Genomic DNA, 26,152 nt, shown 5'->3' on the forward strand with positions numbered 1-26,152 from the left:
GGCAGCCAGGGCAACGGCACCTCCCTGGGCAAGATCCTGGGGCCCTCGTTCTTCCGCGAGGACGTGCCGGAGGTGATCGACAAGCTGCTGCAGGTCTATGTCGGCAGCCGCCAGCCCGACGAGACCTTCCTCGACACCTATCGCCGCATCGGCCTCAAACCCTTCAAGGAGCGTGTCTATGCCTGAGCAGACCGTCACCCGCCCGCTGATCGTCAAGCGCCGCCTGGTCGAGGACCACTGGATCCGCCACGACGAGGAGACCGCCCCTGCGCAGGGTCCCGCCCTGGTCCCCCTAGCGGTGTGGCAGGCCGCCGGCCGGCGCGACGACCTGGCCCCCTGGCTGCCCAGCGACACCGAGCTCACGCCGGCGCTGGCCGACGAGCTGATGGCGGCCCCGCTGGTGGGCATCGACTTCCCGAAGTTCACCGATGGCCGGGGCTACAGCATCGCCCGACTGCTGCGCGAGCGGCATGGCTACCGGGGCCAGATTCGCGCCCTGGGCGACGTGCTGATCGACCAGCTGTTCTACATGTCCCGCTGCGGCTTCGACGCCTTCTCGCTGCGCGAGGACCAGGTCGTCGAGGATGCCCTGCGCGCCCTGGATACCTTCAGTCGCGGCTACCAGCCGGGCACCGACGACCCCGAGCCGCTGTTCCGCCGTCGCCTGCGCGAACTCGCGCAGCGGCGCGCGCAACCCGCGCTGGCCTGACGCCCCCTTCCGTGCAGAACACGCCGCCGGCCCGAGGGCCGGCGGCGTCGTTTGTATCCGGGGTGTCTCAGCCGCGGCGCTTCTGCTGGCGCTCCCGGTTCGCGGCCCTCGCCCGCTCGCTCTTGCGCAGCATCACCCAGGTCGCGCCCAGGCCACCGTCTGCCTGGGCCGCCGAGACGTAGGCCTGAACCTCGTCGAAGGCACCGAGCCACTTCGCCAGGTAGGAGCGCAGCACGTTGGGCGGGCTGTCGATCTCGCGCCCCCGGCCGTGGACGATCAATACCGAGCGCAGGTCGTGGGCGTAGGCCTCGCGGATGAAGGGCGGCAGCAGGCGCCGGCACTCCTCCAGGGGCCGACGCAGCAGGTGCAGGCTGGCCTGCACCGGGTAGCCGCCGTGGCGCAGGCGGTCGACCACCGCCTGCTGGATGCCGTCCCGGTAGAAGGACAGGGGGTCGAAGGGCGGCACCAGATCGACGAAGTCGTCGGAGAGGAAGTCGCGACCCGCCGCCTCGGCCGCGGCACTCTCGCGCCTGGCCAGCTGCGCCTCGCTGGGTGCGTGCCGTGCGCGCCCGGGGTCGGCCCGGTTGGTGGCGCCATGCAGGGGGCGCACATCCTCCATCAGTGCCCGGAAATCCACGTCGTCGCGATTCACCTGGCTCATGGGGCACCTCCTGAACGTCATGGGGGAAATCCCATCCTAGCAGAGCCGTCCCGGCGGCTTAAGTCGCCGGCCCGATCGTGGCAGGATGGCCCTCGGACCATGACAAGGATACCCCATGCGACCCCTCAAGTGGCTGGGGGCCCTGGCCCTCGGTACCCCGCTGGCCCTGGCCGGCTGGCTGTGGCTCTCCCTGCTCAGCCCCTGGACCTACGACCGCCCCGACCACCTGGCTCCCGTCCAGGAGGGGCCCCACCGGGTCTTCGTCTATGGCACCCTCACCCATGCGCCGGTCCGCTGGCTGGTCTACGGACGTGTCGGCGACCCCGAGCCCGCCGTGCTGGAGGGCTACCGGCGCAACGACCTGGATCTTGAAAAGGCCCCTCGCGGGGAAGTGGAAGGCCTGGTGCTGACCGTCGATGCCGGGGAGCTGGCCCGCCTGGATCGCTATGAGCGGCTGGGCATTCGCTATGATCGCGTCCAGGTGACGCTGGCGGATGGCCGCCGCGCCTGGGCCTATCGACGACGCGATTAGGCGGCTTCGCGGTTATACGGGGGTGGGGATAGGCGATATCCTGTCACTGAAGCCGGCCCCGCCGTGCCTCACCCCACCACCCCCGGCGGTCTTTTCGGCTCAAGGAGATGTCATGGAAAGCGAGATCTCGCTGCTCGACATGTTCGCCCGACTGGGCGTGGCCGCCGGCCTGGCGCTGGTGCTGGGCCTGGAACGCGAGCTGCGCGGCAAGCCCGCAGGGTTGCGCTCGCACATGCTGGTGGCGCTCGGGGCCGCGGCTTTCCTGATCGTGGGGCTGGAGATCCTCTTCGCCACCGCCGAGGGAGATCCCTCCGCGCGCATCGACCCCACGCGTATCGTCGAAGGGGTGATCGGGGGCATCGGCTTCCTGGGGGCCGGCAGCATCATTCGCAGCGGCGCCAGTGTCCACGGCATCACCACCGGCGCCTCGATCTGGCTGGCCGGCGCCATCGGCATTGCGGCCGGGGTCAACAACTTCGCACTGGCCGCCATGGTCACCTTCATGGCGCTGGTGATCATGTCGGTCCTGGGCGCCATCGAGCGCGTCCTCCCCGGCCACCGGGACGCAGACTGAGTCCGGTCGGTTGTGGCGAGATTCCGCCGCAGCCTACAATGAGCCCCCTTCTCTCCGAGTGGCAAAAGGACGCGTCCATGATCACCCTCCTCCACAACCCGCGCTGCTCCAAGTCACGCCAGGCCCTGGCCCTGCTCGAGGAGGCCGGTGCCGAGGTGACCGTCCGCCGCTACCTGGACGAGCCGCTGGATGCCGATGAGCTGCGCTCCCTGGTCCGGCGCCTGGAGGGGAGTGTCTCGGCGCTGGTGCGGCGCAACGAGACCGAGTGGAAGCAGCTGGGGGCCGATGTCGAGGATCCCCGCCAGGTGATCGATGCCATCGTCACCCACCCGCGCATCCTGCAGCGGCCCATCGCCGACGATGGGCGACGGGCGGTCGTCGGCCGTCCGCCCGAGGCGGCCTTTGCCCTGCTCGACTGAGCGCCATCCGCACGCCACGTCTCTTCAGGCCATCAGGAACCCCCATGACCGACCACCGCCCCTATGTGCTGATCCTCTTCTACTCGCGCCACGGCGCCACCCGCGCCATGGCCGAGCGCCTCGTTGCCGGCGTCGAGTCCTGCCCCGGCATCGAGGCCCGCCTGCGGACCGTGCCACCGGTCTCGACCACCTGCGAGGCCGTCGACCCCGAGATTCCCGAGGCGGGTGCCGTCTATGCCAGCCTCGATGACCTGCGTCACTGCGCGGGCCTGGCCATCGGCAGCCCGACCCGCTTCGGCAACATGGCCGCTCCGCTCAAGTACTTCATCGACGGCACCAGCGAGCTATGGCTCGGTGGCGCCCTGGTCGACAAACCGGCCACGGCCTTCACCTCGACCTCCAGCCTGCATGGGGGCCAGGAGACCACCCTGGTCTCGATGCTGCTGCCGCTGCTGCACCACGGCATGGTCTATGCCGGCCTGCCCTACAGCGAGGTCGAGCTGATGGAGACCGCCGCCGGCGGGACGCCCTACGGGGCGAGCCATGTCGCCGGCAAGCGCAGCGACCGGCCGCTGGACGAGCATGAGCGCCACCTGGCCTTCGCCCAGGGCAAGCGCCTGGCCCGGCTGGCCCTGGCCCTTGAGGCCTCGCGCCGGGAGGCCAAATGAGACAGTGGCTGGAAGGCGTGGAAGCCCGCAAGGGGCTCGACCGGCTGACCGACGGCTCGCGCCGGCTGGTGCTGGGCAGCTACGGCCTGCTGCTGGCGTTGATGGTCTATCGTGGGGTGATCGTCACCACCGACGGCAATCCGCTGGTGCCCCTGCTGGCCTTCGTGCTGCCGCTGGTGCTCTTCCTCCCCTCGATCCTCACGCGCCGCCCCCGCGGCCATGCCTGGCTGGCCTTCGTCAGTCTGCTCTACTTCACCCAGGGGGTAATGGTGGCGACCCTGCCCGGCCAGGGGCTGCGCGGCGGAGCCGAGGCCCTGGTCGCCCTGGCCCTGTTCGTCGGCTGCACGGCCTACGCCCGCTTCCGCAGCCGGCAGCAGCGGGCCGACTAGCGGATGGCGAGGGAGCTGCTAGGCTGAGCGTGACCGGCGTCAAGCGGCGACCGGTCATCCCCTCAACGGACACGAAACGGAGATCGTGATGCCTCTATCCCGCCTTTCCCTCATCGCTGCCGCCACCCTCACCACCGCCCTTCTCGCCTCGACCAGCAGCCAGGCCGACGTCGACAAGGCCATCGAGTACCGCCAGGATGCCCTGGGCGTCATGGCCTGGCAGATCGGCCCGCTGGGTGACATGGCCCAGGGCAAGATCGACTACGACGCCGAGGTGTTCGCCCGCCGTGCCGAGAACCTCGCCGCCGTGGCGCCTCTCCCCTGGGAGGGGTTCGTCGAGGGCTCCCTGCGGGGGGGCGGCCATGGTGTCGACACCGATGCCCTGGCCGATATCGCCGACGACTGGGCGGACTTCGAGTCCCGCCAGCAGACCCTGATCGAGGAGACCGCCACCCTGGCCGAGCTCGCCCGCGGGGATGACTTCGCCGCCATGCGCCGGCAGGTGGCGACGGTCGCCGACACCTGCAAGGGCTGCCACGACAACTACCGCGCCGAGTGATCCGGCGCGACGCCGCAGCGCCGAGGCGGCTCGCTGTGACGCCTCGGCCCTGACCTCAGCCCGCCGCCTGTCACAGCTGCCACCATAGCCAGCCCACCACCCCGACGGCGACCAGCAGCAGGACAGCCGCCAGCCAGGGGCTTCCACGCACAGGGTCCGTGCCTTCGACTGCCAGGTCCGCGGGACGTGCCGGCAGCTGCTTGCGCCCCGTGACCATGGCGCCCACCAGGCGCTCCCCCTTCAGCCGATGCACCACCAGGGCCACCAGGTGCAGCACGATCAGCACGATCAGCAGCTGTGCATTCCAGTGGTGCAGGGTGCGCAGGGTGTCGCTGACATCGGCCGGGACCCGGTCATGCAGCGGCGCCTGGAAGAAGATGTCGTCGCTGAGGAAGAGCCCGCTGACCGCCTGGACGCTCAGTGACACCAGCATGGCCAGTACCGCCAGTCCCCCGAGGGGGTTGTGACCCGCATAGGGCGGCAGCGGCCCGCGGCGCAGGGCGCGCAGATAGTCCACGATGGCCCCGGGCCCGTGCAGGAAGTGCCACAGCCGCGCATGCCGGCTGCCCCCCAGGGCCCAGCCCCAGCGAAAGAGCAGCAGGCCCAGCACGACCAGGCCGGCCCGACCATGTATCTCCACGGGAAACACGAAGGGCGCGCCGCCGGTCTTCATGGTGTAGAAGGAGAGCGCCACGGCGCTCACCAGGGCCCAGTGAAACAGGCGGATCGGCAGGTCCCAGACCCTCACTTGGTGCATCGTGCTGGCTCCTCGCGGTGTTGGAACGACATCCTTGCCGGCGGGTGAGGCCCGGCCCGCCTAGGCGTATAATGTTCTGCTCATCAAAGTGTCGGCGCTATGCCGCACGACGACAAGGAGGTCCACCTTGCCCAAGCGTCATGCCTGGCAGGAAGCCGGTGTCACCACCCTGCCGGTCGTGTTCGGCTACCTGCCACTGGGGGCGGCCTTCGGCATCCTCGCCATCGAGGTGGGCATCCCGGCCTGGGGAGCGCTGCTGATGTCACTGCTCATCTATGCCGGGGCCGGGCAGTTCCTGGCCGTCACCCTGCTCGCCGCCGGCGCCGGCCTGGTGGAGGTGGCCGTGGCCACCCTGATGCTGAACTCCCGCCACCTCTTCTATGGCCTCTCCCTGCTGCGACGCTTCCAGGGGGCCGGCTGGCGCAAGCCCTACCTGGTCTTCGCCCTCACGGACGAGACCTACTCGCTGCTGACCAGCCAGGCCGGGGACGCCGGCCTGGACCATGCCCAGGCCTTTCGGGTCAGCCTGCTCAATCAGCTCTGGTGGGTGCTGGGCTCGATGGCCGGGGTGCTGGTCGGCACGACCCTGGCGTTCGACAGCCGCGGCATCGAGTTCGCCCTCACGGCGCTGTTCATCGTGCTGACCCTGGAACAGGCACGACGGCTGCGCCAGTGGCTACCCTTCGCCATTGCCCTGGCCACCGGTCTCGGGGCCATGCTGCTGCTGCCGGACCGCCACCTGCTGCTGGGGGCCATCGGGGCGGCCAGCCTGGTGCTGCTGGTCGACTATCGGCGTCGACAGCCCGGAGGTCGCCCATGAACGGCCTCGACCTGCTGGGATTCATCATGGTGTGTGCCGCGGCGACCCTCGCGACCCGGGTGCTGCCCTTCGTGGCGCTGGCGCGACAGGCGGAGCACCCGCTGATCCTGCACCTGGGGCGCTACCTGCCGCCGGCGGTGATGATGATCCTGGTGCTCTACGCCCTGCGCGACTTCCGCCCGCTGGCCGACGGCCAGCTCAATGCCGCAGCGGATGGCTGGCCGATGATCCTCGCCTCCCTGGCGGTGGTGGGCCTGCACCTGTGGCAGCGCAACGCCCTGCTGTCGATCATCGGCGGGACCGGCGCCTACATGGCGATGGTGCAGCTGGGCTGGGCGCCATAAGGTTAGCCGAAAATATCTCTCACCCGCCCCGTTCGAGGTATTGAGCTCGACCCGGCGAGCGGCGACCATGGCACAAAATCCGAGGAGAAGGTCATGACACGCAAGATTGCCGACATCCGGCGCGACTATGAAGGTGGCCAGCTCGACGAGTCCGCCACCCCCGACGAGCCCATGGCGCTGTTCGACGAGTGGCTGACCCTGGCGCTGGAAGAAGAGGGAGATGACGGCAATGCCATGACCCTGGCCACTGCCGACAGCCAGGGCCTCCCCCATGCCCGCATCGTGCTGCTCAAGGGCATCGACGACCAGGGGCTGGTCTTCTACACCAACTACCACAGCCACAAGGGCAGCGAGCTGACCAACGTGCCCCATGCGGCCCTGGTCTTCTGGTGGCCGTCGCTCTCCCGACAGGTGCGCGTCGAGGGCCGGGTGGAGCAGGTGGCGCCCGAGGAGTCGGATGCCTACTTCGCCACTCGCCCGCGCGGCAGCCAGCTGGGGGCGTGGGTGGCCACCCAGAGCGTGGTGATCCCGGATCGCACCTGGCTCGCGGAGCGCGAGCAGCGCTTCGAGCGCGCCTATGAGGGACAGGAGGTTCCGCGCCCCATCCACTGGGGCGGCTACCGGGTCGTTCCCGACATGATCGAGTTCTGGCAGGGGCAGCCGAGCCGGCTCCACGACCGTATCCGCTACGAACGGCGCGACGGCAGCTGGCACCGCTTCCGCCTGGCGCCCTGAGCTCGCCTTCGGCTCCCAAGGAACGGCCCCCGCCTACGGGGGCCGTCGTCGTTCGGCGGGTGACTCAGTCCGGCAGGCTCTCCAGGCGATGCTTCTGCCAGTCGCTCTCGGGCTCGTTGAGCCGCAGCACCGCATCCACCACCTGCTCCTCCATGTTGTAGCGCTGCTTGAAGCCCAGGTGCTTCATGAGCGCGCGCATCGGGTGGTTGTCGACCATGATCTTGCCGATCATCTCCAGGGTGCCCACGCTCTTGCAGTAGCTGATCATCTTCTTCATCAGCAGGCTGCCGATGCCCAGCCCCTGGAGGTCGTCGCGGATGATGACCGAGAACTCGGTGCGGATGTTGTCCGGGTCGTTCCATACGCGGACCACGCCGAGCATCTCCTTGCTGCCGTCATCGCGCAGGTGCTCGGCGATGAAGGCCATCTGCCGGTCGTAGTTGATGTGCGAGAGGTTCGACAGGTCTCGCTGGGTCAGGTCGGCCTTGTTGTGGAAGTAGCGGAAGCGGATGCTCTCCTCGGAGAGCTGCTCGTGGAAACGGGTGATCAGCGGCGCGTCCTCGGCCCGGATCGGGCGAACCTCCACCTGCCAGCCGTTCTTGAGCGTCACCCACTCCCGCAGCTCCTCGGGATAGGGCATGATCGCGAACCGCGCGGGGGGGCCGAGGTCCATGGCGAAGTCCACCGCTACCACGCCATCGCGGTTGAGCAGCAGCGGGTTGAGCTCCAGGCCGCGCAGCTGAGGCAGATCGCTGGCCATCTGTGACAGCTTGACCAAGAGCTCGCAGAGCCGCGCCAGGTCACGCTCAGGATGGCTGGAGTGTTCGCGGATCAGTCGGGCCGCATGGGTGCGCCCCACCACGTCCGAGGCCAGGCTCATGTTGAGCGGGGGCAGTGCCACCTGGCGGTCGGCCAGGATATTGACCTTGTAGCCGCCGATACCGAACACGATGACCGGACCGAAGATCGGATCCCGGGTGATGCCGGCGCACAGCTGCATGGAGTGCTTGCCGCGCTGCATGGCCTGCAGGCAGTACTCGCGGATCGCGAAGTCCGGAAACTTCTCCTTCACCTTGTCGTGAAGACGACCCACGGCTTCGGCGACCTGCTCAGGGCTCGCCAGGTCCTGGACAAGGCCGGCGGAGATCTTGTGCGGGTGCTGGCGGTAGCGGAAGGGGCGGCAGTTGCCCTCGTGGACCACCTTGAGGGCCATGGGGCCCTCGAAGGCGGTGGCTGCCTCGGCGGCCTCCTCGGCGGTCTGCGGATAGCGGCTAGGGGCCACCGGGAGCCCGTAGGCCTCCAGCACCTGCGCGGTCTCGGAGTGCGACAGGCACTCGCGGCCTGTCTCGCGGGCCTCCTCGATCAGTGACCGGCAGCGCCGGCGGATCTCCGGGGTGGTGGTGAAGGGCAGGCTCGGGGGAAGTTCCTGGAGCAATGCCTGCACGCGCTGATAGTCGACCATGTGCATGAAGGCCTTCACCGCCTTCTCCGGGGAGATGTAGGTCGGTATGCCGGCCAGGTTGCACTCGTGGCGTGCCGATAGCGCCTCCTCCAGGCCCATCCAGCTGGTCAGCAGGTTGCGCCGGAAGCGCTTGCGTGCGGCGATGATCGCCTGGGCGGTGGTCTTCGACGGGGCCAGGCGGGTCGGGGCATGGACCACCAGCACGGCATCCACGCCCGGGTCGGCCGCCACGATCTCCAGGGCCTCGACGAGTCGCTCCGGGCTGGCATTGCCGCCCAGGTCCACCGGGTTTTCGCCAGGCTTGCTCATGTCGAAGTCGCCTCGGCGCAGGGCATCGCGGGTTGCCTCGCTGAAGCTGGCCAGCTTGCCCCCGGCGTTGATCAGCTTGTCGATGGCCAGCATCGCCGGCCCCAGGCCATTGGAGACGATGGCCAGGCGGTCCCCCTTCAGGGGCTTCATGCGCGAGAGCGTCTCCAGGGCATCGAACAGCTCGTCGGAGTCATCGACCCTGACCACCCCCGCCCGGGCGAAGGCCGCATCGAAGACCTGGTCACGATTGGCGATACCGGGCGTGGGCGGCAGGCCGGAAATGTCGGACTCCGCGGTGCGCCCGCTCTTGATGGCCAGTACCAGCCGGTTGCGCGAGGCATCGCGCAGCGCGGTCATGAAGTGCTGGGCATCCATGATGCGCTCGAGATGGAGCAGGATCGCCTGGGCGGGCGAGAACTGGTTGATATAGTCCATCAGGTCGGGCAGCAGGACGTCGACGCTGTCCCCCACCGTGAGCAGGTGCGAGAAGCCGATGCCGCGGCCGGCGGCCCAGTCGATCATGGCATTGCCGAGCATCCCCGACTGGCCGAGATAGGCCACGCGCCCGGCCTTCACCGGCTGGCTGGCATAGGAGGCGTTGAGCTTGCGCCCCGGCACGATCAGCCCCATGCACTCGGGGCCGAGGACGCGGATGCCCGAGGCCCTGGCGGCGGCGAGCATACGACTGCGGATCGAGCCCTTGTCGCCCCGCGCATCGTCGAGGTGGGCACCGCCGGAGAGCACCAGCGCGGCCTTGACGCCGAAGCGCCCGAGCCTCTCGATCAGGCCCGGTACCGTCTCCACCGGCGAGCAGATCACCGCCAGGTCGGGCACCTCGGGCAGCTGCGAGACCCGGCTGACGCAGGGCATCGAGAAGACCGACTCATAGCCCTTGGGATTGACCGCCCACACGCTGCCGGCAAAGCCGCCTTCGCGGAGGTTGCGGATCACCAGGCCGCCCATGGAATGGGGCTTCTCGGAGGCCCCGATCACCGCGATGGTGGTGGGCTCGAAGAAGTGGCGCAGGAAGCGGGTGCTCAAGCAGGATCCTCCCTGAAGGAACGTTGCCCTTTATTGTGTAAGACTTATTGACACTGTTCTGCAAGCGGGCGTCACGATTAAGGTGACCTCAGTCACTTCGGAGCCAGTGCATGATCACCGCCTACATTACTCACCCCGACTGCCAGTTGCACCACATGGGCCCCGAACATCCCGAGAGCCCGCTGCGGCTGGATGCCATCCGGGCGAGGCTGATGCTCTCCGGCGTGCTGCAGCAGACCATGCAGTCGGAGGCCCGGGAGGCCACCGAGGAGCAGCTCGCCCGGGTCCACCCCCTTCGCCACCTGCGGGCCCTGGACAAGTGCGTCCCGGAGCAGGGCATCGTCACCCTCGACAGTGACACCATGATGAACCCGGACAGCCTTAAGGCGGCAAGGGTGGCCGCGGGGGCGGTGGTGCGCGGGGTCGACCAGGTGTTCCGCCACCAGGCCGACAACGTCTTCTGTGCGGTGCGTCCCCCGGGGCACCATGCCGAGGCCACCGACGCCATGGGCTTCTGCTTCTACAACAACGTGGCGGTGGGTGCCGCGCATGCCAGGGCCAAGTACGGGGCTCGCCGGATCGCCATCCTCGACTTCGACGTGCACCAGTGCAATGGCACCATCGACATCTTCAAGGATGATCCCGAGGTGCTGGTCTGCACCAGCTTCCAGTTCCCGTTCTACCCCTGGCGCTACCTGCGCAGCGAATGGCAGAACGTGGTCAATACGCCCCTGCCCGCCGGCACCGACAGCGCCGCCTTCCGCCAGGCGATCGAGGACGACTGGCTCCCCGCCCTGCATGCCTTCAAGCCGGAGATCGTGCTCGTCTCGGCGGGCTTCGACGCCCACTGCGAGGACCCCATGGCGGAGCTCTGCCTGGAGGATGAGGACTTCCACTGGGTCACCCACATGGCGCTGGAGATCGCCGCCCTCTATGCCGATGGCCGCCTGGTGTCGGTACTCGAAGGCGGCTATGACCTGGATTCCCTGGGGCGTAGTGCCGAGGCCCACCTCAAGGCCCTGCTCGGACTGCCCTTCGGCAATTGAAGCCGTTTCTCGTCGCCGGGAAACAGCCGAGCCTCCGCCGGACAGGCATTTCGCCCGTCGCTCCTCGGCATGACGGCGTCGCCGGCGTGGGGCCGCACGCGGCGACTGTGGTAGGCTTGGGGAAACCTCGTTTCCCATAGTGAACAGCGCATGACCGCCACCACCGATCAGGATGCCGCCCTGCGGATCGCCGCCGGCCGCAAGCCCTTCGTCGAGCCGCTGCGCCTCGGCGAGCGACTCAAGGAGATTCGCCTGGCGCACCAGTGGACCCTAGAGGACGTCAGCCAGCGTACCGGCCTGGCGCGCTCCACGCTCTCCAAGATCGAGAACGATCAGATCTCTCCCACCTTCACCGCGGTGCAGAAGCTGATCAATGGCCTGGGCATCGACCTCCCCCAGCTGCTCTCGCCACCCAGGGTGCAGCCCCGCACCATGGGGCGGCGCGACCTCACCCGCCGGGGCGAGGGGCAGCGCCACCCCACTCCGACCTACGAGCACGAGCTGCTCAGCTGCGAGCTCGCCCAGAAGCGCATGATCCCCTTCAAGACGATCGTGCGGGCGCGCGCCTTCGACGAGTTCAGCGAATGGGTGCGCCACGACGGCGAGGAGTTCCTGATGGTGCTGGACGGCGAGATCCTGCTCTACACCGAGTACTACGAGCCGCTGGCCCTGGCCAGCGGCGACAGCATCTACTTCGACAGCGCCATGGGCCATGCCCTGGTCTCGGTCAGCGATGACGATGCCGCGGTGCTGTCGGTCTGCACCCGGGGCGAGGGCAGCACCTGAGGCTCAGACCCGCACCCGGTCCCCCGGGCGCCGCGCGGGGACGGCATCGAGCTCGAGCCGCCCCGCGCCATGGATCGCCTGGAAGTGGCGTCCCTTGGCCCGGGCGATCAGCAGCACGCCGAAGCGCTCGGCCAGCTCCACCCCCTTCTGGGTCACGCCCGACCGTGACACCAGCACCCCGATCCCCATCTGCGCCACCTTGAGCACCATCTCGGAGGTCAGCCGCCCGGTGGTGTAGAAGATGTCGGCGTCGGCACTCTCCGCCGCCAGCAGCCACTGGCGTCCGGCCAGGGTGTCCACGGCATTGTGCCGCCCCACGTCCTCGACGAAGTCCAGCACCGCCTCCTGGCGACACAGCGCGCAGCCGTGCACGGCGCCGGCACTGCGATAGGTCTCGTTGTAGGCCCCGAGGTTGTCGAGCAGCCGGTAGAGCACCGACTGGCGCATCACGGTGGCCGGCAACGGCCGCAGGGAGGTCGCCTCGAGCAGCCGGCCGAAGACCGTGCCCTGGCCGCAGCCGGTGGTCACGGTGCGCTGGCCAAGGCGCTCCTCCAGGTCCTCCGGCAGGTGGCGGGTGACCACCGCGGCGGCCTCCACCTCCCAGTCCACGTGCACCGCCTGGAGGTCCCGCCGCTCGGCCAGCAGCCCCTGGTTGCGCAGGTAACCGACCACCAGGGCCTCGGGGTCGGCACCCAGGGTCATGAGCGTGACGATCTCCCGCTTGTTGAGATAGACGGTGAGGGCCCGTTCCGCGGCGATGGCCTGCCGCTTCGCCTCGCCGAACTCGTCGAGCACCTCGATCTCCAGGGTGGCAGGCAGGCGCGCCCGGCTCAGGCTGATGTCGTGCATCGACGGCTCCTCGACAGAACGTTGATTGACGATGATGGCATTGTCTTTCTCTACTGTCTTTACTACATGGACACAAGGCTGGAGCAATTCGTCAGATGTCACCAATCAGCAGCACTCGCTCCCTCAGCTTCGATGTCGCCGGCGAGCCGCTCGCCATCAAGGGCTTCACCACGACCCGCTGGAGGATCATCGACCTCGCCCCCGGGCATGCCGGTCCCTGGACCCTGGACCTGCAGCTCTACATGACCGAGCGGGCCGCCTACCGCTTCAACCTCTCCAGTGCTACCCCTCGCCTGTTCGTCAGGGCCGGTGAGGCCGGCGCCCAGCCGGTTCCCGCCGCCATCACCGCCAGCCAGGAGGTGGCCGCGGGCTGGCTCGATGGCGAGCACCGGGTGCTGGAAGTGCCCATGCCGCTGGCGATACAGGCCTGGATCGAGGCCTACCTCGCCCATCATGGCGAGGCCCCGGTGGAGGGGCGCAAGAAGAAGCGCAAGGGAGCCGGGCGCGCCAGGGAGATCGGGGCATGAGCCGCTTCGAGAGATGGTCCCGCCTGAAGCGCGGCGAGCACCCGGCATCGCCCGAAGCGCCGTTGCCGCCTCGGGCGGGCGATGAGCCTGCTCCGGTATCGCCGTCGTCCGACGACCGCTCCGATCGGGAAGCCTCACCGGCAGGTGCGCCAGAACCCGGCAGCCTGGACCACACCCTGCCCGACCCGGAGACCCTGCCGGTCGGCAGCGACATCAAGGCCTACCTGGCCTCCGGGGTCAGCAGCGGACTGCGCAAGCGCGCCCTGCGACGCCTCTTTGCCGGGTCGCATTACGGCATCCGTGACGGCCTCGACGACTACGACGATGACTACCGGGAGAAGCTCCAGCCCCTGGCCGGCGAGGTGGCCGAGCGGCTGCGCCACTGGACGCGGCGGCAGCTGGAGGACGACGAGACACCGGAAGAGGTCCCGTCAGAGGGTCTGGCCACCGATGGCGAGGGCCACCAAGAGACTCCCCCGGAGGCAACCGAACAGGTGTCGCATGCCGATACCGCCGAGCCACAGGAGGCACCACGCTCCCATGAACAACCGGGATGACGCCGGGGCGGGCGCAGCCGGCAAGCCCCGTGGCCTGTCCATAGAACCGGCCTGTCGGGGCCATGCATCTGTCCTGTGCATTAGACCAAGGGAGCGTTTGCGCGCGGCGCCGATTGGACCAACACTGGTAAATTAGCACTTCACAACAAGAACAAGTTCAACCTACGCAACCCGACCGCGAGACTGCATGAACCAGCGAATCGATATCATGCCGGTGGATGATGACCGCAACCGGCAGGCGCGGGAGGCGGCACGCCAGCGTGTCTCCTGGCCGGTCAACCTCACCCCGGCCAGCGTCGGCTACCGCAGCGAGGGGCACGCCCTGGTGCTCGGCAACGAGCGCGACGTCCGGCGTGCCGCTCTCGCCCTGCACGACCGGGGCCTGCCGGCGCCGACCCTGCTCTTCACCGAGCCCATGGCCGGCGGCGAGCCGGACCAGGAGGACGAGGCACTGCTGGCCGACACCGCCGGCATGACCAGCCAGCGACTCTCACGGTCGCAGGCCCGTTCGCTCGAGCTCGAGGGCTACCTGGGGCACTTCTCGGTCCGCCTGGCCGGCGTGGACGACACGCTCGACCTGGCGCGGGCCCTGGCCGACCGCGAGCATTTCGACCTGGTGCTCGACCTGGGCGAGACCCCGGTGCTTGCCCTCGAACTGCCCCCGCCCGGCTATATTGCCCTCGCCTGGCATGACCCGCAGCGCGATGAGCAGCTTGAGGCGCTCGCCGGCCTGGTCGGCGAGTTCGACAAGCCGCGCTACTTCCAGATCGACAATGCCCTCTGCGCCCACTCGGCCAGCGGCTACACGGGCTGCACCCGCTGCCTGGAGGTGTGCCCCGCCGATGCCGTCAAGAGCCACCAGGGCCGGATCGACGCCTGGATCGAGATCGACCCCTTCCGCTGCCACGGCGTCGGCAGCTGCAGCAGCGCCTGCCCGACCGGGGCGATCCAGTTCCGTCTCCCGGAGACCGCCCGCCAGCAGGAGACCCTGCTGGCCTGGCTCGCCGCCTACCGGGACGCCGGCGGCACGGCACCGGTGGTGCGCTTCGCCGAGGCCGGCGACCTGGCCGCGGAAGGGGACGCCGCGGGCCATGTCCTCGACATCCCCCTCGAGGAACTGGGGGCCGCCGGCCATGACCAGTGGCTGACCGCCCTGGCCGGCGGTGCCGCCGAGGTACGCATCCAGTGCCGCCCCGGCATGCCCGACCGCCTCACGGCCTTCATCGACGACCAGCTCGCCCAGGCCCACGCCCTCCTCCACGCCCTCGGCCACTCGCCATCACGGGTGAGCCGCCTGACGGCCGGGGACACGGCGGCGCGTGACGCCCTGCCGGGCGAGGCGCCGCTGGAGGGCGATCCCCTGGTGTTCACCGGCAGCGACAAGCGCGACCGCCTCGACAGCGTGCTGGACCACCTGGCACATCACGGCACGCCCGATGGCCAGCGCCATGCGATGCCCAGCGGTGCCCCCTATGGCGGCCTGGCGGTCGACGGCGAGGCCTGCACCCTGTGCCTCTCCTGCGTCACCAACTGCCCCACCCCGGCACTGGCCGCCGGCGATGACCGCCCGCTGCTGAGCCTGCGCGAGGCGGACTGCGTGCAGTGCGGGCTCTGCGCGGAAGCCTGTCCGGAGAATGCCATCACCCTGGTGCCCGGCTTCCTGGCCAACGCCGGGCGACGCGAACGCCGGGTCCAGCACGAGGAGGCCGCCTTTCCGTGCATTCGCTGCGGCAAGCCCTTCGCCACCGCAAGCACCGTCGCGACCCTCAAGGCCAAGCTCGCCGACCATCCCTACTTCGCCGGCGATGCCCTGACGCGCCTGGAGATGTGCGAGGACTGCCGTGTCAAGGATGTCTGGCAGGCCATGGCCCGCGACCCCGAATCGCAGCTGAAGGTATGACGCCATGAACGAGTTGAACGAGCGCGACGCCCTGCGGGCCGATGTCTACCGGCTGCTGGCCCGGCTGCTGCGCGAGGCGCCCGATGCCTCGCTGCTCGAATGGCTGGCCGGGCTGGAGGTCGAGCAGGACGGCACCCTGCTCGCCGAGCGCTGGGCATCGCTGGTCGCCGCCGCCGGCGCGAGCACGGCCGATGATCTCGCGCGGGCCCACTTCCGCCACCTGGTCGGAGTGGTGCAGGGCGACATCACGCCCTACGCCTCCTGGTACCGAAACGGCGAGCTGATGGATGCGGCGCTGGTCGCCCTGCGCCGTGACCTCAAGGCGCTGGGCTTCCAGCGTGCCGAGCACAGCCGGGACCCAGAGGATCACCTGGCCGCCCTGTGCGAGGTGATGGCCATGCTGATCGAGGGCCGCGCCCCGGACGAGGCGCGCTTCTTCATGGCCCACCTCGCGCCCTGGGCCGCGAACTGCCTGGCGGATCTCGGCCGGGTCGACACCCCCTTCCACGCGCGCCTGGGCCTGCTCGGCCAGGCCTTCATCGAGGAGGAGTCCCGGCGACTCGAGGCCGAGTCGCGCGAGGATCCCGTCAGGATCGTCGAACCCTGACGCCCCACACCGGACCGTGATGCCACAACCACACAACAGGGCCCGGCAAGGGCCGCAGACAGCATGAGTAGAGGAGACATCCCCATGCCCAACACACGCAACCCGGAGCGCCGGCGCTTTCTCAAGACGCTCGGCATCGGTACCGCCGCCGCCGGCGCGGCGGCGGCAGTCGGTCACGTGACCCTGGCCCAGGCCGACGCCAAGCCGACGGCGAAGGAGGCAGAGCCCTCCCGAGAGTACCGGGAAACCCCCCACATCCGTGCCTTCTACGCCACCCTGCGTGACTGACGGCCCCGAGCCAGGAGAGCGATGCCATGCGTCTGACACCTAGATCCGATACCCCGAGGGCCGGCGGACTGGGCATTTCCCGCCGCCAGTTCCTCAAGCGCAGCGGGGCCACCACCGGCGGGCTCGCCGCCGCTGGCTTCATGGGCGCCCCCATGATGCAGCGTGCCGAGGCCGCCGAGAAGACCGCCGTCTCCGATGCCCCGGTGGAGACCAAGCGGACGGTCTGCTCCCACTGCTCGGTGGGCTGCGGCGTCTACGCCGAGGTCCAGGAAGGCATCTGGACCAAGCAGGAACCCGCCTTCGACCACCCCATCAACCGCGGCGCCCACTGCGCCAAGGGCGCCTCGCTGCGGCAGCACGGCCACTCGAGTCGCCGCCTCAAGTACCCCATGAAGCTGGTGGGCGGCGAGTGGCAACGGCTGAGCTGGGAGGATGCCATCGAGGAGATCGGCAGCAAGGTGCTGGAACTGACCGAGCAGCACGGCCCGGACAGCATCTACTGGCTGGGCTCGGCCAAGTTCAACAACGAACAGGCCTACCTGATGCGCAAGTTCGCGGCCCTGGCCGGGACCAACAACACCGACCACCAGGCGCGCATCTGTCACTCCACCACCGTGGCCGGGGTGGCCAATACCTGGGGCTACGGGGCGATGACCAATTCGCTCAACGACATCCAGAACAGCAAGTCGATCATGTTCATCGGCTCCAATCCCTCCGAGGCGCACCCGGTGGCCATGCAGCACATCCTGCTGGCAAAAGAGCGCAGCCAGGCGGAGATCATCGTCGTCGACCCGCGCTTCACCCGCACCGCGGCCAAGGCCGACAGCTACGTGCGGATTCGCCCCGGCTCCGACGTGGCCTTCATCTGGGGCCTGCTGTGGCACATCTTCGAGAACGGCTGGGAGGATCGGGAGTACATCAACCAGCGCGTCTACGCCATGGACGAGGTGCGCGAGGAGGTGGCCCAGTTCTCCCCGGATGTGGTCGAGAACATCACCGGCGTCTCCGAGGAGGCGATGCGCGACACCGCCCGGCGCCTCGCCGAGAACCGTCCGGGGTGCGTGGTGTGGTGCATGGGGGGTACACAGCACACCACCGGCAACAACAATACCCGTGCCTACTGCATCCTCGAGCTGGCCCTGGGCAACATCGGCAAGTCCGGCGGCGGGGCGAACATCTTCCGTGGCCACGACAACGTCCAGGGCGCCACCGACCTGGGCCTGATGTCCCACTCCCTGCCCGGCTACTACGGTCTCTCCGAGGGTGCCTGGCAGCACTGGGCCCGCGTCTGGGACCTGGACTACGAGTGGCTGAAGGGGCGCTTCGACCAGGCCGAGTACGCCGACGGCCAGCCGATGTACTCCAGCGGCATCACCGTCTCGCGCTGGATCGACGGCGTGCTCGAGCAGGAGGAGGACATCTCCCAGCGCACGCGGCTCAAGGCGATGTTCTACTGGGGGCACGCGGTCAACTCCCAGACCCGCGGCCCCGAGATGCAGAAGGCCATGCAGCAGCTCGAGATGATGGTCATCGTCGACCCCTATCCCACCGTGGCGGGGGTCATGCACGACCGCCAGGACGGCGTATACCTGCTGCCGGCGGCCACCCAGTTCGAGACCTACGGCAGCGTGACCGCCACCAACCGCTCCATCCAGTGGCGTGACAAGGTGATCGAGCCGCTGTTCGAATCCAAGCCCGACCACGAGATCATGTACCTGCTGGCCAGGAAGCTGGGCTTCGGTGACGAACTCGTCAAGAACTACCAGATGAATGGCGACGAGCCACTGATCGAGGACATCACCCGCGAGTTCAACGCCGGTATGTGGACAGTGGGCTACACCGGCCAGAGCCCCGAACGCCTCAAGGCCCACCAGCAGAACTGGCATACCTTCAGCTTCCGCGACCTCAAGGCCGAGGGCGGGCCCGCCGACGGCGACTACTACGGCCTGCCCTGGCCCTGCTGGGGCACCGCCGAGATGGGCCACCCGGGCACGCCGATCCTCTACGACACCAGCAAGAAGGTCTCCGAGGGCGGCCTGACCTTCCGCGCCCGCTTCGGCATCGAGCGCAATGGCGAGAACATCCTCGCCGACGGCTCGTTCAGCGAAGGCTCCGAGCTCGAGGACGGCTACCCCGAGTTCACCGACGCCATGCTCAAGGACCTGGGCTGGTGGGACGACCTGACCGAGGAGGAGAAGGCCGAGGCGGAAGGCAAGAACTGGAAGACCGACCTCTCCGGCGGCATCCAGCGCGTGGCGATCGCCCACGAGTGCGCCCCGTTCGGCAATGCCAAGGCGCGCTGCAACGTCTGGACCTTCCCCGACCCCATCCCCAAGCACCGCGAGCCGCTCTATACCAGCCGCCGCGACCTGGTGGCCGACTACCCGACCTGGGACGACGTGGCCTCCCACTACCGCCTGCCCACCCTCTACAAGACCATCCAGGAGAAGGACGTCACCGGGGAGTACCCGATCATCCTCACCTCCGGGCGACTGGTCGAGTACGAGGGCGGCGGCGAGGAGACCCGCTCCATGTCCTGGCTCGCCGAGCTGCAGCAGGAGATGTTCGTCGAGATCAATCCGGCACTCGCCAACGACCTGGCCATCGCCGAGGGCGACATGGTGTGGGTCGAGGGCGCCGAGGGCGGCCGCGTGAAGGTCAAGGCGCTGGTCACCCCGCGGGTCGCCCGCGAGGTGGTCTTCATGCCCTTCCACTTCGGCGGCATGTTCCAGGGCGAGAGCCTGCACGACCGCTATCCGGAAGGCTCGGCACCCTACGTGCTCGGCGAGGCGGCCAACACCGCCACCACCTACGGCTATGACTCGGTGACCCAGATGCAGGAAACCAAGTGCACGCTGTGTCGCATCGAGAAGGCAAGCTGAGGAGAACACCATGGCCACTATGAAGTTCATGTGCGACGCGGAGCGCTGCATCGAGTGCAACGGCTGCGTCACCGCCTGCAAGAACGCCAACGAGGTGGAATGGGGCGTCCAGCGCCGTCGCGTGGTGACCCTCAACGACGGCGAACCCAGCGAGGTCTCCATCTCGGTGGCCTGCATGCACTGCGACGATGCACCTTGCATCGCCGTCTGCCCCACCGAGACCCTGTTCCAGCGCGATGACGGCATCGTGCTGCACGACAAGGACCTGTGCATCGGCTGCGGCTACTGCCTCTACGCCTGTCCCTTCGGCGCCCCGCAGTTCCCGAAGCAGAACGCCTTCGGCGAGCGGGGCAAGATGGACAAGTGCACCTTCTGCGCCGGCGGCCCGGCGGAGACCAAGGAGGAGGAGTACCAGAAGTACGGGGCCAACCGCATCGCCGAGGGCAAGCTGCCGCTGTGTGCCGAGATGTGCTCGACCAAGGCCCTGCTCGCCGGCGATGCCCAGGAGGTCGCCGATATCTTCCGCCAGCGGGTCGTGCAGCGGGGGCACAAGGATGGCGGCTGGTCGGGAAACCCCCGGGCCGACGCCGATTCCCTGGCCTACGACGCCACCCAGCAGGGGTAAGGAGGTCATGTCATGAGCAAGTCCACACCCTGGCGGGCGCTGTGGCGACTGCCCCTTCTGGTGCTGGCCCTGGTGGCAAGCCTCGGGGTCGCCCAGTTCGCCCTGGCCCAGGCCGACCCCGATCGCGAGGCGGCCACGGCGGTCCCGGCCCTGGACGCCGATGCCTGGCGGCAGATCAAGAGCGGCGAGACCGGCCCCAACTACCGGGACAGCCGGTTCGACTCCAACTACAACCTGATCAACGCCAGCGGCGAGACCTGGCGGCAACTGCGTGAGCGCTGGGTGTCTCCCTTCGGGGTGATCGCCGTGGTGGGCATGATCGTGGTGATCGCCCTCTTCTACCTGGTGGTCGGCCGCAAGAAGCTCGACGAGCCGCGAACGGGGCGCAAGCTCCTGCGCTGGTCCCTGGTGGTCCGGTCCCTGCACTGGACGGTGGCGACCCTGTTCATCCTTCTGGCCCTCACCGGGCTCAACCTGGCCTATGGCAAGGCCGTCTTCCGCCCGATCTTCGGCGACGGCTTCTGGGCGGCGATGATGTCCGGCACCAAGCTGATCCACAACTACCTGGGGCCGCTGTTCGGCATCCTGCTGGTGATCCTGCTGCTGCGCCTGCTGGCCCACAACATTCCCCGCAAGCATGACCTGGCGTGGTTCGCCAAGGGCGGCGGCCTGGTCGGCAAGGGGCATCCCGACGCAGGCTTCGCCAACGGCGGCGAGAAGCTGTGGTACTGGCTGCTCGCCACCGCCGGCATCGCGGTGATCGTCAGTGGCCTGGTGCTGGACTTCCCCAACTACGGCCAGGCCCGCGACACCATGCAGTGGGCCAACATCATCCATGCCGTGGGCGCCTTCGGCCTGACGGCGGTCGCCCTGGGCCACATCTACATCGGCACGCTGGGCACCGAGGGCTCCTTCGAGAGCATGGCCACCGGCTACGTGGACGAGACCTGGGCCAAGGAGCACCACAACCTCTGGTACGAGGAGGTCAAGGACCAGGCAGTCCCCGAGGAGCAGCTGACGGCCGACCGGTCGTCCGCACAGGGTGACGAGCCGGCCCCCCGCTCCGGCTGAGCGTTGGCAGGAAGGCGACCCTCGACACCGCCTACGGGCGGTGTCTTTTGTTAAGCTGATACAACAGACGCAATGCCACCCCGAGGAGCCACCATGCAGCATCTCGACGACGCCACCCGCACCGAGCTCGAAGCGGCCGCCTTTCGCCGCCTGCTCCGCCACCTGGACGAGCACAAGGAGGTGCAGAACATCGACCTCATGATCCTCGCCGACTTCTGCCGCAACTGCCTCTCCAAGTGGCTGGTGGCCGCCGCCGACGAGCGCGGCGCCGAGCTCGACTACGATGCCGCCCGGGAGCACGTCTACGGCATGCCCTACGCGGAGTGGAAGGAGAAGTATCAGCAGGAGGCCACCCCCGAGCAGATGGCCGCCTTCGAGGCGCGCCAGGCCGCCAAGCAGGAGCAGAAGGACGGATGAGCGAGCCGATGATTCCCCTCTCCATGGCGGTGCTGACCATCTCCGATACGCGCAACGAGGCGACCGACCGCAGCGGCCAGGCGCTGGTCGAGCGCCTCACGTCTGCCGGACACACCCTGCACGAGAAACGCATCGTGCCCGATGACGTCTACCGCATCCGTGCCGTGGTGGCCGGCTGGATCGCCGATCCGGACGTCCAGGTGATCCTGACCACCGGCGGCACCGGCTTCACCGGCCGCGACTCCACGCCCGAGGCGGTCTCGGTCCTGCTCGACAAGCGGATCGAAGGGTTCGGCGAACTCTTCCGCCACCTTTCCTGGCAGGAGATCGGCAGTTCCACGGTGCAGAGCCGCTGCCTCGGCGGACTGGCCAACGCCACCGTGGTGTTCTGCCTGCCCGGCTCCACCGGGGCCTGCCGCACCGCCTGGGACGGCATCCTGGCCGAGCAGCTCGACAGCCGGCACAAGCCGTGCAACTTTGCCAACCTCGTCATCCCCGAGCGAGGCCAGCATGCTTGAGACCATTGGCAGCCGGCACACGCCCTGCAACTCTCCATACGTTCAGGCCAATCCCGTGATCCCCGAGCGAGGTCAGCATGGCTGAGCTGCAATCGGTCGAGGCCGCACTGGCGGCGCTGCTGCGTGGCGTCGCCCCGACACCGCCGGAACCCCTCTCCTGCGACGCGGCGGCGGGCCGGGTGCTCGCCGAGGCGATCGAGGCACGGCTCGACGTGCCCGCCTTCGACAACAGCGCCATGGACGGCTATGCCCTCCACCACCGGGATGCCGGCAAGCGGCTGCCGGTCGCCCAGCGCATCGCCGCGGGCTCGCCGGCCACGCCCCTGGCGCCCGGCACCTGCGCGCGCATCTTCACCGGGGGCGAGATCCCCCCCGGGGCCGACTGCGTGGTGATGCAGGAGCGCGTCGAGGTGGCGGCCGACCTGGCCGCGATACCGCCCGACATCCCGGCCGGCGACAACGTTCGCCGCCGCGGTCGAGACGTCGCGGCGGGCGCCCCCCTGCTGCCTGCCGGCGAGCGGCTGGAGGCCGCGGCGCTGGGCCACCTGGCCGGACAGGGCATCACCGAGGTGGTGGTGCGCCGGCGGCCTCGAGTGGCGCTGCTCTCCACCGGCGACGAGATCGTCGACCCGGGTCAGCCGCTTGCCGCGGGCCAGATCTACAACTCCAATCGGCCGATGCTCAGACGGCTGCTGGAACGCTTCGGCGCGGAGCTGACGCTGGTCACCTCGATTCCCGATGACCCGGCGGGCACCCGTGAGACGTTGAGCGCCGCCGCCCGGGAAGCCGACCTGGTGATCAGTACCGGCGGCGTCAGTGTCGGCGAGGAGGACCACGTCAAGGCCGCCCTGGCCTCGCTGGGCCAGCTGGACCTGTGGCGGCTGGCGATCCGACCCGGCAAGCCCCTCGCCCTGGGGCGCCTGCCGGGGCGGGAGGGACGTGAGGTTCGCTTCGTCGGCCTGCCCGGCAACCCCGTCTCCTGTTTCGTCGGGGCCTGGCTGTTCCTGCGCCCCCTGCTGGGTGCCCTGCAGGGGTGTCCGGCACTCGCGCAGCTGCCCGGCCTGCGGGCCCGGGCGGATTTCTCCACGCAAACCGGCCCGCGGCGCCATTACATGCGCGTGATGCTCGAGTTCGGGGAGGACGGGGTCGTGGCCCGGGCCTTCCGGGACCAGAACTCCGGCGTGCTGTCGTCCTGCATCAGCGCCGATGCGCTGGCGGTGGTTCCGGCCGAGAGCCGGATCGAGCCGGGCGATGCGGTCGACTGCCTGTGGCTCAGGGTCGAGTGACCCCTCCCTGGCGAGGGGGCACCCCCAGGGCGTCGTTGACCGCGGGCCAGAGCCTGTCGAAGTCGCGGGCGAGCCGCTCGTAGTCCTCCTCCAGCCAGGGCACCAGCTCGGCCAGGCGGTTGGGCCCCGAAAGCCGCCGGCCGATGCCCTCGATGGCCCGGCAGGTGAAGGCGAAGTCGGCGTAGCGATTGAGCCAGTCCTGCTCCACCAGGACCGGCATCATCGCCGCCAGCCGCGCCGGGGCGGGACGCCTCGCCAGCACCTCATAGCAGCGCTGGACCAGCCAGCACCGTTCGTCGCTAGCCAGTGTCCGCGCCGCGAAGTGGTCCCAGACCAGGTCCAGGGCGATGCCGGCATAGCGGCGTTGCCTGCGGGGCGAACGCGCGAGGACGGCCGAGACTACCGAATGGCCATCGACGAAGGCATCCACCCGCCGATGGTGGCGAATGCCGCTGGCCTGCTCGGCGCTCCAGGCCGAGAGGTCCGCGCCCTTGACCCCGTCGGCGATCAGGTTGCCGTAGAGGAAGTCATCGCTGCCGCCCCGGGCGAGCCAGCCATGCGCCAGGAAATTCATGATCGGTGGATCACAGGCAATGGGTGGGCTTGGGCAACCCGGCCAGACGGGCGGCCACCTTGGCCGGGCTGCCCGGGAAGAGGCGCATCAGGTGGATGGAGCGTCCCTTCTCCGGCCCCAGCGCGCGCGCCACGGCCTTCACCAGGGGGCGCATGGCCGGCGCCATCTCGTAGCGTGCATAGAAGTCACGTAGCACCTGCAGTATCTCCCAGTGCTCAGCGGTCAGGGTGATGCCTTCCTCTCTGGCCAGGGCCTCGGCGACTTCCGGTGACCACTCATCCATGTCGACCAGGTAGCCTTCCGGATCGAGGGCATACCGCTGTGAGTCGACAGGAAGATAACGGTATATTTTCGTGGATGCCATCAGTACCAGCTCACCGTGCGCTCGGCTTCCTCGGTCAGGTCCACGAAACCGTCCACGTCGACCACCTGCACACTGGCGTCGCAGCGCCCGAGCAGGCCGCGCGATTCCAGGTCTTCCTTCAGGGCGAACAGCCGCCCCTCCAGGCCCGCGTAGTACCGCACCAGCTGGGGGAGCGCCCCCTGGACCCCATCCTCGATCAACAGCAGGCGATCCTCCGGTGACATGCCGGCCAGGGCCTGCTGGTAGACACGGCTGGTCGCCGGGGAACGGTTCACGACATGCAGCAGCATTGGCGCACTCCTTGCGTCTGGCTAGAAGGTCAGCACCAGGCGATGCCCGGAGAGGACACGCGCCAGTGCCGAGGGCGACAGGCACTCCACCTCGAGCATCAACTCGTCGCTCGAGAAGCCGAGACACGAAAGCCCCTGCTCTTCCACCAGCAGCGTCTCGATATCATACATCTCCAGCATCTCCAGCGTCGCGGCCGTGCCCTTCTGCCCCAGGGGGCCTACCTGCTGGCCCGGCAGCAGGGCCGTCACCCCCTCCCCCATGAACAGCAGGGAGACGCGCCGACCGAAGGCCGCGGCGACCAGGGCAGCATCCAGGCCCTCCCTCAGCCAGCTGCTGCCGTGGGGAGCGTGGCGCAGGATGACCAGCAGGTCACTGTCATCATGGTGTTCTTGCATCGGGACTCCGTGGGAGGCGCTCAGGGACCGAAGGTGACCAGGCGGTCGCAGCGGGTGCCGAGGTCGACCAGCTGGCCCAGTCCGGTCAGCTCGAAGGGAGGCTCCACGCTGACGCCATCCTTGCCATGCCGGGCCGCTTCCCGTTCGTCCAGCAGGCCCCGGCGCAGCGCGGCGGCGATGCAGACCTGCAACGCCACTCGATGCTCCTTGGCCAGCGCCGCCCAGGCATCCACCAGATGCGGCTCGTCCTGGGGGGGAGCGGCCAGCCGGGCGGCGTTGTACACCCCGTCATGGTAGAAGAACACCGCCTCCAGCTGGTGGCCTCCTGCCACCAGGGCACGGGCGAAGCGCAAGGCGGAGTGGCTCGCCTGGTCACTGTAGGGGGCACCCATCAGCAGGATGGCATAGCGCATGGGGTCTCCTGAAACAGCCTGGCCCCGCCGGGAGGCGGGGCCAGGTATCCGTGCTGTGGCGAAGCCGTCAGTCCTGGCTCATGATCCCAAGGATGGAGAGCAGGCTGACGAACAGGTTGTAGATCGACACGTAGAGGGTAATGGTGGCGAGGATGTAGTTGGTCTCGCCGCCCCGATGGACGATCTCGCTGGTCTGGTAGAGGATCGCGGCCGAGGCGAACAGCACGAAGCCGGCCGAGACCATCAGCGACAGCGCGGGAATCTGCAGGAAGATGCCCGCGACCATGGCGATGATCAGCACGATGGCACCGGCCATCAGGAAATTCGCCAGGAAGCTGAAGTCCTTGCGCGTGATCAGCGCCACGGCCGAGAGGCCGACGAAGGTCACCCCGGTCATGCCCAGCGCGGTCATGATCAGCTGGGCCCCGTTGGGCAGGGTGAGGTAGGCGCTGAGGATCGGCCCCAGGGTGAAGCCCATGAAGCCCGTGAAGGCGAAGGTGGAAAGCAGGCCGATCGCCGAATTGGCCGTCTTGTGCACCAGGAACATCAGGCCGTAGGCACCGATGAAGAAGACCAGAATGTTCATCCGCTCGATGCCCATGGGCATGGCGGCACCGGCCGTCACGGCGGAGAACAGCAGGGTCATCGCCAGCAGGCCGTAGGTATTGCGCAGGACCTTGCTGGTACCGACAGCCTGGGTCTGCTGCCGTGTCATCTGCGTGTCTTGGTAAGCCATGGATCCGAAGCTCCCTGTATGGTTGATCTTGGCACTTGACC

Annotated in this window: 33 protein-coding genes and 1 pseudogene; 24 read left to right on the forward strand and 10 right to left on the reverse strand. The window is 68.8% G+C overall.

From position 1 onward, the window contains the following. Both SCI24_RS00650 and SCI24_RS00655 read left to right on the forward strand, forming a co-directional pair. A pseudogene (locus SCI24_RS00650) lies at positions 1–186 on the forward strand (nitrite/sulfite reductase); the annotation flags it as partial. Continuing rightward, entirely contained in the window at positions 179–709 is a 531-nt protein-coding gene (locus SCI24_RS00655) for a DUF934 domain-containing protein (protein ID WP_278030836.1), read from the forward strand. The pseudogene SCI24_RS00650 and the gene SCI24_RS00655, both read left to right, overlap by 8 nt. A 67-nt stretch (positions 710–776) precedes the next feature. On the opposite strand, the gene smrA is transcribed toward SCI24_RS00655, so the two are convergent. Further along, the gene (smrA, locus tag SCI24_RS00660) at positions 777–1,370 is read right to left on the reverse strand and encodes a DNA endonuclease SmrA (protein ID WP_318723446.1); all 594 of its coding nucleotides are present in this window, start codon (positions 1,368–1,370) and stop codon (positions 777–779) included. Positions 1,371–1,485: 115 nt separating this feature from the next. On the opposite strand from smrA, the gene SCI24_RS00665 reads away from it, so the two are divergent. From SCI24_RS00665 to SCI24_RS00690, 6 genes are all read left to right on the forward strand, one after another. Further along, positions 1,486–1,902 (forward strand): gamma-glutamylcyclotransferase family protein, encoded by a 417-nt coding sequence (locus tag SCI24_RS00665; RefSeq protein ID WP_318723447.1) that lies wholly within the window; start codon positions 1,486–1,488, stop codon positions 1,900–1,902. A gap of 112 nt (positions 1,903–2,014) precedes the next feature. Continuing rightward, positions 2,015–2,476, forward strand: a complete 462-nt coding sequence (locus SCI24_RS00670; RefSeq protein ID WP_278030839.1) for an MgtC/SapB family protein — start codon at positions 2,015–2,017, stop codon at positions 2,474–2,476. Between the two features lie 77 nt (positions 2,477–2,553). Then, positions 2,554–2,895, forward strand: coding sequence for an arsenate reductase family protein (locus SCI24_RS00675; RefSeq protein ID WP_318723448.1), 342 nt, complete (start codon positions 2,554–2,556; stop codon positions 2,893–2,895). 44 nt (positions 2,896–2,939) lie between these two features. After that, positions 2,940–3,563, forward strand: a complete 624-nt coding sequence (gene wrbA, locus SCI24_RS00680) for an NAD(P)H:quinone oxidoreductase (RefSeq protein ID WP_318723449.1) — start codon at positions 2,940–2,942, stop codon at positions 3,561–3,563. Further along, the gene (locus SCI24_RS00685; RefSeq protein ID WP_133634101.1) at positions 3,560–3,952 is read left to right on the forward strand and encodes a DUF2069 domain-containing protein; all 393 of its coding nucleotides are present in this window, start codon (positions 3,560–3,562) and stop codon (positions 3,950–3,952) included. Before wrbA ends, SCI24_RS00685 begins: the two co-directional genes overlap by 4 nt. Positions 3,953–4,040: 88 nt before the next feature. Beyond that, positions 4,041–4,511, forward strand: coding sequence for a cytochrome c (locus SCI24_RS00690; RefSeq protein WP_318723450.1), 471 nt, complete (start codon positions 4,041–4,043; stop codon positions 4,509–4,511). A 70-nt stretch (positions 4,512–4,581) separates the two neighbouring features. Here SCI24_RS00690 and SCI24_RS00695 read toward each other — a convergent pair whose 3' ends face one another. Then, positions 4,582–5,268 (reverse strand): cytochrome b/b6 domain-containing protein, encoded by a 687-nt coding sequence (locus SCI24_RS00695; protein WP_318723451.1) that lies wholly within the window; start codon positions 5,266–5,268, stop codon positions 4,582–4,584. A 127-nt stretch (positions 5,269–5,395) separates the two neighbouring features. Between SCI24_RS00695 and SCI24_RS00700 the strand changes: the two genes are divergently transcribed. From SCI24_RS00700 to pdxH, 3 genes are all read left to right on the forward strand, one after another. Next, positions 5,396–6,088: an AzlC family ABC transporter permease gene (locus tag SCI24_RS00700; RefSeq protein WP_318723452.1), complete on the forward strand. Its 693-nt coding sequence runs from the start codon at positions 5,396–5,398 to the stop codon at positions 6,086–6,088. Next, positions 6,085–6,432, forward strand: coding sequence for a branched-chain amino acid transporter permease (locus SCI24_RS00705; RefSeq protein ID WP_250059135.1), 348 nt, complete (start codon positions 6,085–6,087; stop codon positions 6,430–6,432). The genes SCI24_RS00700 and SCI24_RS00705 overlap by 4 nt, the downstream gene beginning before the upstream one ends. Before the next feature lie 93 nt (positions 6,433–6,525). Then, positions 6,526–7,167 (forward strand): pyridoxamine 5'-phosphate oxidase, encoded by a 642-nt coding sequence (pdxH, locus tag SCI24_RS00710; RefSeq protein ID WP_318723453.1) that lies wholly within the window; start codon positions 6,526–6,528, stop codon positions 7,165–7,167. A gap of 64 nt (positions 7,168–7,231) precedes the next feature. Here the strand turns inward: pdxH and SCI24_RS00715 are convergent, their stop codons facing one another. Next, the gene (locus SCI24_RS00715; RefSeq protein ID WP_318723454.1) at positions 7,232–9,979 is read right to left on the reverse strand and encodes a bifunctional acetate--CoA ligase family protein/GNAT family N-acetyltransferase; all 2,748 of its coding nucleotides are present in this window, start codon (positions 9,977–9,979) and stop codon (positions 7,232–7,234) included. A 110-nt stretch (positions 9,980–10,089) separates the two neighbouring features. Here SCI24_RS00715 and SCI24_RS00720 point away from each other — a divergent pair, with 110 nt between their 5' ends. After that, positions 10,090–11,025 carry a histone deacetylase family protein gene (locus tag SCI24_RS00720; protein WP_318723455.1) on the forward strand — a complete coding sequence of 312 codons (936 nt, stop codon included), beginning with the start codon at positions 10,090–10,092 and terminating at the stop codon, positions 11,023–11,025. A 150-nt stretch (positions 11,026–11,175) separates the two neighbouring features. Continuing rightward, positions 11,176–11,811 (forward strand): XRE family transcriptional regulator, encoded by a 636-nt coding sequence (locus tag SCI24_RS00725; protein WP_318723456.1) that lies wholly within the window; start codon positions 11,176–11,178, stop codon positions 11,809–11,811. A gap of 3 nt (positions 11,812–11,814) precedes the next feature. Here the strand turns inward: SCI24_RS00725 and SCI24_RS00730 are convergent, their stop codons facing one another. Beyond that, positions 11,815–12,660 carry a formate dehydrogenase accessory sulfurtransferase FdhD gene (locus SCI24_RS00730; RefSeq protein WP_318723457.1) on the reverse strand — a complete coding sequence of 282 codons (846 nt, stop codon included), beginning with the start codon at positions 12,658–12,660 and terminating at the stop codon, positions 11,815–11,817. A 95-nt stretch (positions 12,661–12,755) separates the two neighbouring features. Between SCI24_RS00730 and SCI24_RS00735 the strand changes: the two genes are divergently transcribed. From SCI24_RS00735 to glp, 11 genes are all read left to right on the forward strand, one after another. After that, the gene (locus tag SCI24_RS00735; RefSeq protein WP_318723458.1) at positions 12,756–13,187 is read left to right on the forward strand and encodes a DUF3305 domain-containing protein; all 432 of its coding nucleotides are present in this window, start codon (positions 12,756–12,758) and stop codon (positions 13,185–13,187) included. Further along, a complete protein-coding gene (locus SCI24_RS00740; RefSeq protein WP_318723459.1) occupies positions 13,184–13,744 on the forward strand; it encodes a DUF3306 domain-containing protein in 561 nt (186 codons plus the stop codon). Before SCI24_RS00735 ends, SCI24_RS00740 begins: the two co-directional genes overlap by 4 nt. 187 nt (positions 13,745–13,931) lie before the next feature. Further along, positions 13,932–15,644, forward strand: a complete 1,713-nt coding sequence (locus SCI24_RS00745) for a 4Fe-4S dicluster domain-containing protein (RefSeq protein WP_318723460.1) — start codon at positions 13,932–13,934, stop codon at positions 15,642–15,644. A 4-nt stretch (positions 15,645–15,648) separates the two neighbouring features. Continuing rightward, entirely contained in the window at positions 15,649–16,251 is a 603-nt protein-coding gene (locus SCI24_RS00750; RefSeq protein WP_318723461.1) for a molecular chaperone, read from the forward strand. A gap of 84 nt (positions 16,252–16,335) precedes the next feature. Then, a complete protein-coding gene (locus SCI24_RS00755) occupies positions 16,336–16,539 on the forward strand; it encodes a twin-arginine translocation signal domain-containing protein (RefSeq protein WP_318723462.1) in 204 nt (67 codons plus the stop codon). Positions 16,540–16,565: 26 nt separating this feature from the next. Next, positions 16,566–19,421, forward strand: a complete 2,856-nt coding sequence (locus SCI24_RS00760; protein WP_318723463.1) for a molybdopterin-dependent oxidoreductase — start codon at positions 16,566–16,568, stop codon at positions 19,419–19,421. Positions 19,422–19,431: 10 nt separating this feature from the next. Further along, entirely contained in the window at positions 19,432–20,046 is a 615-nt protein-coding gene (gene fdh3B, locus SCI24_RS00765; protein WP_106231288.1) for a formate dehydrogenase FDH3 subunit beta, read from the forward strand. 12 nt (positions 20,047–20,058) lie between these two features. Continuing rightward, a complete protein-coding gene (locus SCI24_RS00770) occupies positions 20,059–21,117 on the forward strand; it encodes a formate dehydrogenase subunit gamma (protein ID WP_318723464.1) in 1,059 nt (352 codons plus the stop codon). 93 nt (positions 21,118–21,210) lie between these two features. Then, on the forward strand, positions 21,211–21,534 hold the full coding sequence (locus SCI24_RS00775) for a DUF1244 domain-containing protein (protein WP_318723465.1): 324 nt from the start codon (positions 21,211–21,213) through the stop codon (positions 21,532–21,534). Further along, the gene (gene moaB / locus SCI24_RS00780; RefSeq protein ID WP_318723466.1) at positions 21,531–22,052 is read left to right on the forward strand and encodes a molybdenum cofactor biosynthesis protein B; all 522 of its coding nucleotides are present in this window, start codon (positions 21,531–21,533) and stop codon (positions 22,050–22,052) included. Before SCI24_RS00775 ends, moaB begins: the two co-directional genes overlap by 4 nt. A gap of 77 nt (positions 22,053–22,129) precedes the next feature. Beyond that, entirely contained in the window at positions 22,130–23,338 is a 1,209-nt protein-coding gene (gene glp, locus SCI24_RS00785) for a gephyrin-like molybdotransferase Glp (RefSeq protein ID WP_318723467.1), read from the forward strand. On the opposite strand, the gene SCI24_RS00790 is transcribed toward glp, so the two are convergent. From SCI24_RS00790 to SCI24_RS00815, 6 genes are all read right to left on the reverse strand, one after another. Beyond that, positions 23,325–23,912: an ACP phosphodiesterase gene (locus tag SCI24_RS00790; protein ID WP_318723468.1), complete on the reverse strand. Its 588-nt coding sequence runs from the start codon at positions 23,910–23,912 to the stop codon at positions 23,325–23,327. The genes glp and SCI24_RS00790 overlap by 14 nt on opposite strands. A gap of 10 nt (positions 23,913–23,922) precedes the next feature. Further along, positions 23,923–24,276, reverse strand: a complete 354-nt coding sequence (locus SCI24_RS00795; protein WP_318723469.1) for a TusE/DsrC/DsvC family sulfur relay protein — start codon at positions 24,274–24,276, stop codon at positions 23,923–23,925. Beyond that, positions 24,276–24,566: a sulfurtransferase complex subunit TusB gene (gene tusB / locus SCI24_RS00800; RefSeq protein WP_133634056.1), complete on the reverse strand. Its 291-nt coding sequence runs from the start codon at positions 24,564–24,566 to the stop codon at positions 24,276–24,278. The genes SCI24_RS00795 and tusB overlap by 1 nt, the downstream gene beginning before the upstream one ends. Positions 24,567–24,587: 21 nt before the next feature. After that, positions 24,588–24,962: a sulfurtransferase complex subunit TusC gene (gene tusC, locus SCI24_RS00805; protein ID WP_318723470.1), complete on the reverse strand. Its 375-nt coding sequence runs from the start codon at positions 24,960–24,962 to the stop codon at positions 24,588–24,590. A 20-nt stretch (positions 24,963–24,982) separates the two neighbouring features. Beyond that, a complete protein-coding gene (gene tusD / locus SCI24_RS00810; protein ID WP_318723471.1) occupies positions 24,983–25,375 on the reverse strand; it encodes a sulfurtransferase complex subunit TusD in 393 nt (130 codons plus the stop codon). A gap of 67 nt (positions 25,376–25,442) precedes the next feature. Continuing rightward, entirely contained in the window at positions 25,443–26,111 is a 669-nt protein-coding gene (locus tag SCI24_RS00815) for a Bax inhibitor-1/YccA family protein (RefSeq protein ID WP_318723472.1), read from the reverse strand. Between the last annotated feature and the right edge of the window lie 41 nt (positions 26,112–26,152).

Origin of the sequence: Halomonas sp., from assembly GCF_033549285.1 — a bacterium.
Lineage (GTDB): Bacteria > Pseudomonadota > Gammaproteobacteria > Pseudomonadales > Halomonadaceae > Halomonas.